Origin of the sequence: Neobacillus sp. GCM10027624, assembly GCF_042675345.1 — a bacterium.
In the GTDB taxonomy this organism is placed as follows: Bacteria; Bacillota; Bacilli; order Bacillales; family Cytobacillaceae; genus Neobacillus; species Neobacillus cucumis_D.
The window spans coordinates 811,081-824,885 of record NZ_JBHTHD010000002.1; the positions used below are offsets into that span (position 1 = coordinate 811,081).

Below are 13,805 nucleotides of genomic sequence, written 5' to 3' on the forward strand. Positions count from 1 at the left end.
TCTATTGATACAGCCAAACCTGCATTAACGAGAAAAGTTGGTCTAAGTTAAGTGGCTTACTAATATAATCCGTAGCCCCTGCCTCTAAACATTCCTCTCTGCTCCGCTTCATCGCTTTTGCTGTAAGGGCAATGATTGGTAAGGTTTTAAATTCTGAGGTTTGCCGAATTTTACGCATGGCTTCAAACCCGTCCATCTCCGGCATCATAATGTCTAGTAAAATCAGATCGGTATCCGGGTTGTTTTTTAATACCTCAATTCCTTCCCGGCCGTTTTCTGCTACAATTACTTCCATCCCATTCTCCTCAAGAGCAATGGTAAGGGCATAAACATTGCGTATATCATCATCCACTATAAGAATTTTCTTGTTAATTAAGATTGAATTCTCAAACCGCTTTGGTTGAATCTCTGCAGTTTCTAATGTTTCATCCTCATAAAGCGTTACGGCTGCTTCATCCATTGCCGTATTTTCAGCCACTGTTTTTTGACTGTATGGTAAAAATAACGTAAAAGTGCTCCCTTTTCCTTTTTTACTTGATACTTCAATAAATCCGCCTAGCAAATGGGCAATCTCCCGGCTAATCGAAAGTCCTAAGCCGGTACCGCCATATTGACGACTGGTCGTTCCGTCTTCTTGAATAAAGGCATCAAATATCGAGGTTTGTTTGTCTTCCTCAATGCCGATACCAGTATCGATAACGGAGAAAGCAAGCATCGCTTTCCTTTGTGTTTTTCCATTGGTTAGCGGACCGCTGACATTTTTTATTACCTTTTTTACTCGTAAGGTTACACTGCCGATCTCCGTGAATTTAAAGGCATTGGAAAGTAAATTCTTCAGAATTTGCTGCAAACGCTGCTCATCTGTCAAGAACGTCTCTGATAATCCTTCTTCTAATTCTATTGTGAAGCCAACATTTGTTTGAATCGCGACAGGAGAAAATTGGCGATGAATAAATTTCTCTAATTCCTGCAATTCAACCTCTGTTAGGTTAATATCTAATTTACCTGACTCTACCTTTGCTAAATCCAGAATCTCATTTATTAAATGAAGTAAATCGTTTCCAGACGAGTAGATGGTCCGAATATACTCTTGTTGTTTAGCTGTAAGATTTCCCTGCCCATTCTCAGAGAGAATTTGCGCTAAAATGAGCAAACTATTCAGTGGTGTCCTTAACTCATGCGACATATTTGCTAGAAACTCAGATTTATATTGAGAGCTAAGCTCTAGTTGCTGCGCTTTCTCTTCAAGCTCCTCCCGAACCTTTTCGATTTCAACATTTTTTTGTTCAGAAGCTTCATACTGCTCTTCGAGTTTTTCGTTCGTTGTCCGTAACTCTTCTTGCTGTAGCTGCAGTTCCTCTGATTGGGCTTGAAGTTCCTCGGTAAGTGCCTGCGATTCCTGCAAAAGTTTTTCAACCTTCATATGGTTCACAATACTATTAATCTTGATGCCGATATTATTATTGACTGCTTCGAGCAGTTTTACCTGCAACGGACTAAAAGACGTGAAGGAAGCAATTTCAATGACCGCTAGTACATGATTTTCAAACTGGACCGGCAATATAATAATATTTTTCGGTGAAGCTTCTCCTGTTCCAGAACCCATTCTTATATAATTGTCCGGGACATGACTTAACAGAATCGGACGCTTTTCAAGTGCACATTGTCCGACCAGCCCTTCTCCAAAACGAAAACGCATATAATCTTTATTCTTATCTAAGGAGGCATAGCTTGAGATCTTTTTTAAATAATATTGATCTTCTTCCACTTCTTTTATATAAAAAACCCCAAAACTCGCATCTACCATAGGAACAAGCTTCGTTATTAATAGCTCTGCTAACATCGCCACATTTTCAATTTCGGGGTAAATCGTCGCGATTTCGGCAATTTTTGTATTTAACCAACTTTGCTCTTCTGCTTCTTGTAAAAATTGTTTTTCAAGCTTACTATGCTTCTCCAGTTCATTTGCCATTTTATTAAAAGCAACGGCAATTTCCCCTAACTCACCCCTAGCAGAAAGATCAATTCGTGGTAAAGAATCAAAGCTGCTCGTGGTTGCCCTTTTCATTACATCGGTGATTTTATTCAAGTTTTTAGTAATGCTTCTAATAATCCAAAAAGTAAAACCAATACCAATAACCAAGGCAATGGCAAGGTAGCTGTAAATCACGGTGACTGCCCAATTATATGTATCTTTAGACCCGATCAGTTCATCCTTCAACTTTTGTGATTGCAAACGATAAAGAAGATCGGCAATTTGCATCATTCTTTGCCGAAGCAGTTCTGAATCCTTCCAAAAAGAATCTGGAATTTCAATATCTTTATTTAATTTTTTTTCAATCAAAGCTTGCTGCCCCATATTATTGTAGGTATCATGCAATGTTTTCAACTTTTCCATCAGCTCTTGCGCTTTCTTTTCGGTGTCCCTTTTTTTAAGTGCATCCAGCGCTGTGGTTAAAGTGGTTTGTGAATCCTCCCAATCATTCTTTGCGGCATTATTCATTTCCTTATGATGATCGGTTAATGCGGAACTAAGCTCTAAACCGATCCTAGTTGTTTCAAATTTAATATCGGAAGCCATTTCGATTCTTTCATTTAAATCATTCACTACCAGGTTTAAATTTACGGTTGTTTGTTGGAGCATGTTCATTAAAACTAACGCAATGATAAAAAATAACAGCAATAATGACCCAGTGCCCGTATAAAGCTTTGTTTTAAATTTCATAATATCCCAGATTCCTTTTTTAAATTTTAAGTTATCTAAAAAGACTGAATATTGAAGACGAAATTGCCTATAACTTTATCTATCATACTGCATTATTATCGTGGATAAAATATTTTTTTTGAAAAAAAGGGAGAATCAGAAGAGGACAGACCTTTCAAACTAGATTTTTTTCTGGTAAAAACAACTCCCCAAACCGAATGGCCTGGGGAGTTAATGTTTTAGAAAACAATTGTTTTATTTTGATGTACAATAATTCGGTCTTCCAGATGCCATTTTACAGCGCGGGCCAATACACTTCGTTCAATTGTGCGGCCGATTTTCTTTAGGGATTCAACATTGTCACGGTGATCGACTCTTGCTATATCTTGTTCGATAATAGGTCCTTCGTCCAAATCATTCGTTACATAGTGTGATGTAGCTCCAATCAATTTAACGCCGCGGCCATATGCCCGTTCATACGGTCTTGCCCCAATAAAGGCAGGTAAGAATGAATGGTGGATGTTAATAATTTTATGCGGGTTTGCTGCTACAAAATTCGGTGTCAAAATTTGCATGTAACGCGCAAGAACAATTAAATCCACATCATGTTCTTTAAGAAGCTGCAACTGCTCTTTTTCTACTTGTTCACGGATATCTTTATTAGCTGGAATATAATAGAATGGGATATTAAGCCCTTCGACAACATCCCTAGCTGCTTCATGGTTACTAATGACTAGAGCTATATCGGCCATCAAATCTCCGCTTTGCCACTCCCATAACAGCTCCAAAAGACAATGCAATTCTTTTGAAACAAAAATAGCTGCTTTTTTCACCTTAAAAACTGGTGTTAACGTCCATTCCATTGAAAACTTATCAGCAATTTCTGTGAACTGTTCTTTCATTTCGTTTGCTTTTTCTTTTAAAAAGGGACACTCGAACTCAATCCGGATGAAAAATACTCCACCCTCAGGATTGGTTGAGTACTGACTGGACTCAATGATATTGGCATTATGAGAAAATAAGAATTGAGAAATCGCTGATACAATTCCCGGTTGGTCGGGACAGCTGACAAGTAAACGCCCGCGGTTTTGATTCCGCAGTTTAAATTGTTCAATTTGTTCTTTGAAATTTGAGTTCATGATGTTTTAAAACCTTCCTAATTAAGTAATGAAAATTATTATACCCTAGTCCGCGTTTATTGTTAAGAATTTTCATACTTACTTTCATTGAGAAGGTACTGTTATGTCTTTGAAAGGATGGTTTAAATGATTATTTGATAAAATTTGTTCTTGAAGAGGCTTCAGAAGTACAACTTTCCTGTTCTTTTGAAGAATTTTGTCCTTCCAGCCACTCCTGATGGGTACTTTGCTCCTTATTTATTTAGCATGCAGGCAAGTTTTTTCATCTATTTTTTCCGTAAACCAAGCTAATTTCTTGGACAGGTTGACAACCTCACCAATAAGAATCATTGCAGGATTGGTAATTCGATCCTCTTCTACTATATTTACAATGGTTTCAAGGGTTCCAAGCACCGTTCGTTGTTCACTTGTTGTTCCTTGTTGGATTACAGCTACAGGAGTGTTCGGATCCTTGCCGCATAATTTTAATTGTCTGCATATATATGGAAGATTCTTGATTCCCATATAGACTGCCAGAGTATCGACACCGTGGGATAAATAGTCCCAGCGAATGTTCCTTGGCTTCCCGTTAACACAGTGCCCTGTTACCACGGCAAACGTTTGGCTTATATCTCGATATGTAACTGGTATTCCAGCATAAGCAGGGGCCGCTATTCCAGATGTAATACCGGGAACCACTTCAAACTCAATTCCATATTCCGCAAGTATCATTGCTTCTTCACCGCCGCGGCCAAAAATAAATGGGTCACCGCCTTTTAATCGAACAATGGTTTTCCCTCCCATCGCTTTTTTCACCAATATTTCATGTATAGCCTCCTGAGAGACACAATGGTTTCCTGGCTCTTTTCCGCAAAAAATCAATTCTGCATCGTGTCTTCCATAATCAAGAAGCACTGGATTCACCAATCTGTCATATAAGATAACATCTGCCTGTTGAAGACATTTTGTCGCTTTTACAGTAATTAAATCTGGATCTCCAGGACCTGAACCAACAAGATACACTTTTCCCTTTTTTTGTTTCATTTTTCCGCATCCCTTCTTACCAGCCATAACTCTTACAAACTTGCATACAATGATCAGCATTATTTTTTAGGAAAAACTGCCTTTCAACCACTGGTTAAAAGACAGTTTCTACTATTAGTCTTCAACTAAAAGATACACTTGATCTCCCTCCATCAATGTTTGATAGGTTTTCACACAGCCTCTATCAGGCTTTTGTACCACACCGTCATCCAAACAGATTTTCCAATCGTGCATGGGGCAAAAAACAAATTCGCCGCTTACCATTCCCTCACTTAATACACCACCTTTATGGGGACAACGGTTTTCTACCGCTCGAACGGTTCCAGTGGATAATTTAAATACAGCCACTTCCTTTTCTCCAATACTAACCGTTTTTCCAATTCGCGCTTTCAGCTCATGAATGGAACCTATTAATATTTTTGTCACGCTTTTACTCGCCATTTACAAATTCCTCCTTTATCTTATCAACCTTAAGACCTCACTAAACTTTCAAACAATTGTTTCTTAACTTCTTCATCCTCTGTAATTTCCTTCCATGGATCATGTATGACAGACAGTGCTTCTTCCATCCGAGAATTTAATTCTTTCCGCTTATCCATATCATCCAGGACAGAGTGGATCTGTGTTAGACCAACACGTTCAATCCAAGCCGAGGTACGTTCCAAATAGTTTGCTGTTTCACGGTAATATTGCAAATAGGCACCCGTAATCTCGATGGCTTCTTCATCGGATTTGACCTTGTATAATAAATCCCCTCCGCGGACATGGGTCCCACCGTTTCCGCCGACGTAAATTTCCCAGCCGCCATCAATTCCAATAAACCCAATATCCTTGAACCCGGACTCTGCACAGCTTCTTGGACAAGCTGAAACTGCCATTTTTACTTTATGAGGCGTTTGCAAACCTTCAAATTTCTTTTCCAAGACCATACCAAGCCCCATTGAATCCTGGGTACCAAACCGGCAAAATTGTTCTCCGACACAAGTCTTTACTGTTCGCAGTGATTTACCGTAAGCAAACCCGGATGGCATATCTAGATCCTGCCAAACCTTTGGTAAATCTTCTTTTTTGACGCCCAATAAATCGATTCGCTGGCCGCCGGTTAATTTAACTAATGGAATTTCATATTTATCGACAACATCGGCAATACGTCGTAAGTCGGTTGAATTCGTAACACCGCCATACATACGTGGTACAACAGAGTAGGTACCGTCTTTTTGAATATTGGCATGCATCCGTTCATTGACAAATCGTGATTCTCTTTCGTCCATATGTTCAGTTGGATGTACCATACCTAAATAGTAGTTTAATGCTGGGCGGCATTTGGAACATCCTTCCTCCGTACTCCAGCCAAGTACATACATGACTTCCTTAATCGTTGACAGCCCCTTAGCCCTGATTTCATCCACCACTTCATCTCTTGATAAAGTGGTACAGGCGCAGATGGCTTCTTTTTGAGCTGTTTCCACAAAAGCGGAACCGAGTGTGTGCTGCAAGAGATCAGCTACAAGCGGTTTACAACCCCCGCAGGATCTAGAAGCACTCGTACACGCTTTGATTGCATCCACCGATGTGCAGCCTTGCTGCTGTATCGCTTGAACAATCGTTCCTTTTGTTACCCCGTTACAACCGCAAATCATTTCATCATCGCTCATAACGGTGACTAGACTGCTGCCTGCTGCCTCATGCAATGGTTGTAAAATCGAAACCTTTTCCGTGTCGGCAATATCCGCTTTCTTTTGAATCATCGAAAACAACCGATTCCCTTCGCTGCTATCACCAAACAATACAGCACCAACTATTTGATCTCCGCTCAATACAATTTTCTTGTAAATATTGTCCTGTTCATCGAAGACTTTGATTGCTTTTTTTCCTTCTCCCTCGATGAAGTCCCCGGCAGAAAATACTTCTACCCCCGAAACCTTCAACTGAGTGGATAAAACGGAGCCTTTATATGGATTCGTTTCAACGCCACAGACGGATTTCGCTAATACTTTTCCTTGTTCATACAATGGAGCTACTAGACCATAAACCATTCCATTATGCTCAGCACATTCGCCCACTGCATATACATGAGGAATATTGGTTTGCAGATAGTCATTCACTACAATTCCTCGATTGACACCTAGACCGCTTTCCCTTGCCAACCCAGTATTTGGCTTAATTCCAACAGCCATAACAACCAAATCGGCTTCGAGTTCTGTTCCGTCACTAAACCTTAAACCTTCAACTCGCTCATTCCCAAAAATCTCTTGGGTTTGTTTTTCGAGTAAAAACTTCATTCCTTGTTTTTCTAGTTCTGCTTGTAATAGTTTGCCTGCCGTCGAATCGAGTTGGCGTTCCATCAAGTACGGGGCAAGATGGATGACATAAACTTCCATTCCTAAGTTTAATAGCCCCCTTGCCGCTTCAATTCCTAATAAGCCTCCCCCAATCACAGCCGCTTTTTTATATTTTTTTGAGGCTTCAAGCATCACTTCAGTGTCCTTGATATCGCGAAAAGCCGTAACTCCTTCTTTCTCCACCCCCGGTATTGGAAGGATGAAGGGCATTGATCCAGTTGCTAAAATCAACTCATCATAAGGTTCCACTCGCCCTAAGTCCGTTACCACAACTTTTTTCGCTGAATCAATTTGACTTACGGTCTCACCAGTAAATAGTTGAATATTGTTCTCTCGATACCAGTACCAGTCATTTAACGTAATATCCTTCACGTCTGTGTCCCCTTGCAATACCTTTGAAAGGAGAATTCTATTGTAGTTGGGATGCGGTTCGCTCCCAAAAATAGTAACCTCAAAAGCTTCCTTTGAAAGTTTTAAAATTTCTTCAATGGCTCTGACTCCAGCCATACCATTCCCAATGAGAATCAACTTTTTCTTTTCCACTGGATATTCCTCCCTTTGAAAGTTTCTTCACAAACTATAACACAGCGCAATCAAAATATGACTTAACGTGTAAGGTTTCCTAACATTTAATTTTAAGAATTTTTTCAAAATATTATTTACAACAAAAAACCTGGGTCACTATGCCCAGGCATCGTTCACGTTTATTTAATTGACCAGAAAATCTACAATCGGACTCACTCTAACGGCACTCACTTTGAACCCTGGCATTTTGCAGTCAGGATCTAGTTCATCGGAAACAAGGAGATTGACATTTTGCGAATCTGCCCAATGAAACGGAACGAAGACCGTATCATGACGAATCGATTCTGACCATTTGCTTCGGACCATAATACTTCCCCTTCTCGATTCAATTTTCACTATGGACTGATCCGAAATACGGTACCTTTTTGCTGTGACTGGATGAATTTCCATGAATGCCTCTACATTTCTAGCTGCTAAGCCGGCACTTTTTCTCGTTTGGACACCGGTTAAGTAATGAGACATGACGCGGCCAGTTGTAAAATACAGAGGAAACTCATCGTTTATCTTTTCCTTCTGAATAACAGGGTCGTTTGGCACAACCACCATAGCTGCCTTGCCATCTTCATGAGCAAAAGAGCTTTCAAACAGCAACATTGTCCCTTTATGTTCATTGTCTGGACATGGCCAAAGAATGCCTCCTTCTTTTCTAATCCGTTCATATGTGATCCCGTAATAATCCGCGATTCCACCGCGGCTGGCGATTCTTAATTCATTAAATATTTCTTCTGCGGACGAAAATGAAAAATACCTGCCCTTACCTAACACCTTGGCAATTTCACATATTATTTGCCAGTCGTGTTTTACTTCACCCGGACATGGATAGCTTGCTTCCCTTAAGGTCACCCGCCCCTCTACATTCGTCATTGTTCCTTCATCCTCTAAATACGATGAGGTTGGTAAGATTAAATCTGCTAATCTCGCAGTCTCTGAAAAAAACAAATCGACCGCTACAAAGAATTTTAATTTTTCAATCGCTTCTTTCACAAAATCGGCGTTTGGATTGGAGACAAGCGGATTGGAGCACATTAAAAAAAGCCCAGTGATTTCACCTTCATGGATTTTTTCCATCATTTCATAGGCAGAAACTCCTTTTCTCGGCAATTCATCCTTGTTGATCCCCCACACACTAGCAATATAGGCCCGATGTTCCTCGTTTTCAATCGAGCGATACCCAGGGAGCTGGTCTGCTTTCTGTCCATGTTCTCTTGCACCTTGACCATTACCCTGCCCAGTAATCGCAGCGTAACCGGAATTGGGTTTTCCAATTTTTCCGGTAGAAATAAGAATATTCAGTAAATTACGGACAGCCATCGCTCCATCTGTTTGCTGTTCTACCCCTCTTGCCGTAAAAATCATTCCAGATGCTTCTTTGCCAAACATGACTGCCGCTTGTCGAATTTTTTCGTGCTGCACCCCTGTTATTTCTTCAATTTCTTCTAAGTTTAGAGACAAGACATGGTCTTTCACTCTTTCATACCCTGTGGCCCGTTCTTTGACAAATGTTTTATCAACATAGTTTTCTTCGATGATTACCTTTAATAATCCATTTGCTAGTGCTGCGTCCGTACCCGGTTTTAGTTTTAAATGAAGGTCTGCCAAGTTGGTTGTAGCTGTTTCCCGTGGATCAATTGCAATAATGTAGGCACCATTCTCTTTCGCTTTTTCAAAATACGGCATAATCGTCGGCTGGCATTCGGCGATATTCGTGCCCGCTAGAATGATGCAGCGGGTAAAAGGAACTTCCGACAAGCTGTTGGTAAACCCTCTGTCCATTCCAAAGGTTTGAGTTGCAGCAGAAGCAGCTGCTGACATACATAGGCGGCCATTATAATCGATATATTTCGTTTTTAATGCTACGCGGGCAAATTTCCCCAGCAAATACGCCTCTTCATTGGTAATCGATGCGCTTCCATAAACAGCTAAGGCATTTTGTCCGTCTTCCTTTTGGATCCGTGTAAAGTTTTCCTTAATGTGATGTAACGCTTCCTCCCAAGAGATGCGGACAAATTCTCCATTCACCTTTAACATAGGATGCTTCAATCGCTCCCTGCTAAACGCATGTTGATGGGCATTCATGCCTTTAATACATAAACGCCCTTCAGAGGTGGGGTTTTCTTTTCCAAGCGTCAGATATTTTTTTCTTGAAACAATGGATTGTTCAACTAAGGTCATCTTACATTGCATACTGCAGTAGGGACATTGCGTTTCAAATAGTTTTTCTGATTGGACTTTTTGTTGTTTCGTCCGGAAATATTTTAATAAAAGTTCTGTCATGACCCCTCACCCTTTCTTTTTTCTACAAACTTCTTTATAAAACTGCCTTCCTTATGAACGCATCTTCATTTAAACGCTCTAACAATTGCTGGCGATGTTCGTCGTCAAACAAAACTTCTCTCACATGAATAAGCCCCGCTCGTTCCATCCATTTCCCCATCTGCTCCATGTAATTGGCACTCTCACGATAATATTGAATACAACTGGAGATCATTTCTATTGCTTGTAAATTGGTTTCCACAATGCATAACAACTCGCCGATACGTGCATTGCCTCCACTCAAACCACGGACATAGATTTCCCATCCTCTATCCATCCCGATGACGACTAGATCATTTATAGTTGAATCGGGTCCATTATGAATACAAGCAGAAACAAAGATTTTTACCTTAGAAGGTGTTAGGAGGAATTCAAATCTCTTTTCCAAATCATTTGTCAATTCAAGTGAGGATCTTTTTTCACAGTTACATGTGAATTTATTCACTTGAAGAATCACATTCATCCCTTCATAATCAAACAGATTACTATTTTTATTCTCATATTCTGGATCAATCATGGTTAAATAATAGTGAATGGCAGGTCGGCAGGTTGCACAACCAGCCCTGTTCTTCCAATCCAGTTCATCCATCACTTCCTGTAAAGAGGACAGACCTTGAACCTGCATTTCTCGAACAACTTCCTCTTCAGTCAACGAAGTACAGTCACACATGGAGGGCTCTTCGACCAGCTTTTCTTCAAATTCATCGCTCTTAATATAGGAAAGAAGCTTTGCAACTAACGGCTTACAGCCACCGCAGGAACCTGACGCCTTGGTGTATTTTTTTATTTCGTCGACGTTCGTTAATCCGTTTTTTTGAACCGCATCGATAATGGCCCCTTTCGTGACCCCGTTACAATTGCAGATCATGGTATGGCCAGGCATTAAAGCAACCGTATTTTCCTGTCGATTAGCAGATTGAAGAAGTGTCAACTCTTCCCCATTGGGCACAACCTTTTGATTTAAAATCATTTCCAGCAATCTCGTTTGGTCGTTTATATCTCCACATAACACGGCACCAATCATCTTTTGATCTTGAAAAACAAGTTTCTTATAAACCCCTGCCGGTCCATCATAGAGACTAATAGACTTTGATTCCCCTGTTTCGGAAAACTTACCGACAGAGAATACCTCCACATCTGATATTTTTAATTGGGTGGATAAGATCGACCCTTCATACCCTATCGTAGCCTGTCCGCAGATCCGTTTCGCCAATATTTTCCCTTGTTCATACAAAGGTTTCACCAATCCATAAACTATCCTGCGGTGTTCCACACATTCTCCAACAGCATAAATATTCGGTGTACTTGTTTCCATATAATCATTGACCAGAATCGCCCGGTTTGTAGCGATTCCACTATCTTTAGCTAATTGAACATTTGGTTTCACCCCTACTGCCATCACAACCAAATCGGTTTCAACGTCAGTTCCATCTTTAAAACGGAGCCCCTCTACTCGGCTGTTCCCGATGATTTCTTTTGTTTCTTTTTCAAAAAGAAACTTCATCCCTTGTTTTTCCAATTTATTTTGCAGCATTTTGGATGCTGTTTGATCGAGCTGCCTTTCCATGAGGAAGCTCCCATTATGGACTATCTGTACATTCATTCCAAGGTTGAGCAGTCCGCTCGCTGCCTCTAAGCCTAATACCCCTCCACCGATGACGGCTGCTGTTTGATAGCGCTTTGATGCTTCGATTATTCTCTTGCAATCTTCAATAGTCCGAAATGTAAACACTCCTTCCTTATCCGCACCTGAAATTGGAAGGAGGAACGGAACGGAACCGGTGGCTAGAATCAGAGAATCGTAGCTAATTTCACGGTTTTGATCGGTTTTTACCATTTGTTTCTCTTTATCTATTTTTTTCACCGTTTCCCCTGTAAAAAGGTGTATTTGATGTTTTTCATACCATTCCCGTTCATTTAAGGTAATCTCTTTTAATGATTCCTGCCCCTGCAGTACAGAGGACAAAAGAATTCGATTATAGTTGAGATGTGGTTCGCTGCCAAAAATCGTAATCTCAAAGCGGTCTGGTGCCAGCTTGATTATTTCCTCAATACAACGCACACCCGCCATCCCATTTCCAACCAGCACTAGTTTTTCCTTCTCCATTCATAAACCTCCAACTCATAATTAAAGATGGTCGTTTTTACAGGTTCAATAACACATTCATTATTCCATAAGTCCAATCGAAAAAAATCATCCATGTTACATTTTCTAACAGAGAAAATTCATTATTAAAAACCGTGTTAGATTTCTTAACACAAAAACTGACAATTCCAGAACCTATCTACTACGCTTAAGTAGACAAAAATTCCAAAAAACGGAGGTCAAAGAAATGAAAAAAGAGATTGGCATGATTTCATTTTTGTTTTTACTAGGGAAAGTATGGTTTTCAAAGAATCCAGGTATCGGTTGGTAAGGATATTTCTCGAGGGGAGTGTAAAAGGATGAAATTATCAGATTTAAGAAAAAGCGGTCATACACCGTCATTAGTCGCTTCATTTTTATACTTTGATGTAAGTTTTATGATTTGGGTGTTACTGGGGGCTCTTGGAGTTTATATTACAAAGGATTTTGGCCTTTCCCCTTCTCAAAAAGGGTTTATTGTCGCTGTTCCGATTCTAAGCGGTTCGTTTTTCCGGATTGTACTAGGAATCTTAACTGATCGCATCGGCCCACGTAAAACGGCAATCTGCGGGATGCTTGTTACAATGGTTCCACTTGTATGGGGTTGGTTATTTGGGCAATCGTTAACAGAGATTTTTTTGATCGGCATTTTACTCGGTGTAGCAGGTGCAAGCTTTGCAGCAGCCATTCCGATGGCGAGCCGTTGGTATCCACCGCAATTACAAGGGCTGGCGATGGGGATTGCTGGTGCGGGAAACAGCGGGACGTTATTCGCCACTTTATTTGGACCGCGGATTGCAGACCAAATCGGCTGGCATAATGTGATAGGATTAGCAATTATTCCGCTTTTAATAGTTTTTATCATTTATAGCTTGATCGCCAAGGATGCTCCATCACAGCCACAGGCAAAACCTCTTGTTCATTACTTCAATGTTTTTAAAAAGAAAGATACATGGTTTTTCTGTTTGCTTTATAGTGTCACCTTCGGGGGATTTGTTGGTTTATCGAGTTTTTTAAGCATCTTTTTTGTGGACCAATATGATTTATCAAAAGTAAGAGCCGGGGATTTTGTTACGCTTTGTGTTGCTGCAGGGAGCTTCTTCCGACCCATTGGTGGATGGATTGCGGATAAAATTGGCGGCGTACGCCTCCTCCTCTTTTTATTTATCGGAGTGGCGCTTACAATGTTCGGTGTTAGCCAGCTTCCTGGTTTGACGATTGTCACCATATTGTTATTGATTGGCATGCTTTGTCTCGGGATGGGAAATGGTGCGGTTTTTCAATTAGTTCCGCAACGTTTCCAGGAAGAAATTGGGATGATAACTGGAACTGTTGGGGCTGCCGGCGGGGTTGGCGGATTTTTTGTTCCTACTATTTTGGGCACACTTAAACAATTTACGGGTACGTATGCGGCAGGATTTTTGGTTTATGCGGGGGTTGGCTTGGCAGCACTTTTGGTTCTAGCGATTGCCCATGTATCATGGCAAAAAGCTCTGGTGTCGAAAGAAGCTCCTGTTAAAATTTAGCTCTTAAAAGTAAGCCCCTGTTAAAATTGATTGTTGATTTCCGCTCCA

The 13,805-nt window shown here is 40.5% G+C and carries 8 protein-coding genes; 1 reads left to right on the plus strand and 7 read right to left on the minus strand.

Translation table 11 applies throughout. The annotated features are described in order from the left end of the window. Position 1: 1 nt before the first annotated feature. The 7 genes from ACFQZ9_RS04080 to nirB (ACFQZ9_RS04110) form a co-directional block, all read right to left on the minus strand. Positions 2–2,725, minus strand: coding sequence for a hybrid sensor histidine kinase/response regulator (locus tag ACFQZ9_RS04080; protein ID WP_498942422.1), 2,724 nt, complete (start codon positions 2,723–2,725; stop codon positions 2–4). Positions 2,726–2,943: 218 nt separating this feature from the next. Then, a complete protein-coding gene (gene purU / locus ACFQZ9_RS04085) occupies positions 2,944–3,843 on the minus strand; it encodes a formyltetrahydrofolate deformylase (protein ID WP_198310016.1) in 900 nt (299 codons plus the stop codon). 237 nt (positions 3,844–4,080) lie between these two features. Continuing rightward, a complete protein-coding gene (gene cobA / locus ACFQZ9_RS04090) occupies positions 4,081–4,866 on the minus strand; it encodes a uroporphyrinogen-III C-methyltransferase (protein WP_498942423.1) in 786 nt (261 codons plus the stop codon). A 114-nt stretch (positions 4,867–4,980) separates the two neighbouring features. After that, entirely contained in the window at positions 4,981–5,307 is a 327-nt protein-coding gene (nirD, locus tag ACFQZ9_RS04095) for a nitrite reductase small subunit NirD (RefSeq protein ID WP_198310014.1), read from the minus strand. A gap of 29 nt (positions 5,308–5,336) precedes the next feature. After that, entirely contained in the window at positions 5,337–7,751 is a 2,415-nt protein-coding gene (gene nirB / locus ACFQZ9_RS04100; RefSeq protein WP_498942424.1) for a nitrite reductase large subunit, read from the minus strand. Between the two features lie 165 nt (positions 7,752–7,916). After that, the gene (gene nasC / locus ACFQZ9_RS04105) at positions 7,917–10,067 is read right to left on the minus strand and encodes a molybdopterin oxidoreductase family protein (RefSeq protein WP_498942425.1); all 2,151 of its coding nucleotides are present in this window, start codon (positions 10,065–10,067) and stop codon (positions 7,917–7,919) included. A gap of 34 nt (positions 10,068–10,101) precedes the next feature. After that, positions 10,102–12,213: a nitrite/sulfite reductase domain-containing protein gene (gene nirB / locus ACFQZ9_RS04110; RefSeq protein WP_498942426.1), complete on the minus strand. Its 2,112-nt coding sequence runs from the start codon at positions 12,211–12,213 to the stop codon at positions 10,102–10,104. Positions 12,214–12,551: 338 nt separating this feature from the next. Here nirB (ACFQZ9_RS04110) and ACFQZ9_RS04115 point away from each other — a divergent pair, with 338 nt between their 5' ends. Next, positions 12,552–13,757 (plus strand): MFS transporter, encoded by a 1,206-nt coding sequence (locus ACFQZ9_RS04115; RefSeq protein ID WP_498942427.1) that lies wholly within the window; start codon positions 12,552–12,554, stop codon positions 13,755–13,757. Positions 13,758–13,805: the final 48 nt, after the last annotated feature.

Bases quoted from the DNA above. Each gene is read 5' to 3' on its own strand.
- nasC (WP_498942425.1), bottom strand. From the start codon at position 10,067: ATGACAGAACTTTTATTAAAATATTTCCGGACGAAACAACAAAAAGTC.
- purU (WP_198310016.1), bottom strand. From the start codon at position 3,843: ATGAACTCAAATTTCAAAGAACAAATTGAACAATTTAAACTGCGGAAT.
- nirB (WP_498942426.1), bottom strand. From the start codon at position 12,213: ATGGAGAAGGAAAAACTAGTGCTGGTTGGAAATGGGATGGCGGGTGTG.
- nirD (WP_198310014.1), bottom strand. From the start codon at position 5,307: ATGGCGAGTAAAAGCGTGACAAAAATATTAATAGGTTCCATTCATGAG.
- ACFQZ9_RS04115 (WP_498942427.1), top strand. From the start codon at position 12,552: ATGAAATTATCAGATTTAAGAAAAAGCGGTCATACACCGTCATTAGTC.
- ACFQZ9_RS04080 (WP_498942422.1), bottom strand. From the start codon at position 2,725: ATGAAATTTAAAACAAAGCTTTATACGGGCACTGGGTCATTATTGCTG.
- cobA (WP_498942423.1), bottom strand. From the start codon at position 4,866: ATGAAACAAAAAAAGGGAAAAGTGTATCTTGTTGGTTCAGGTCCTGGA.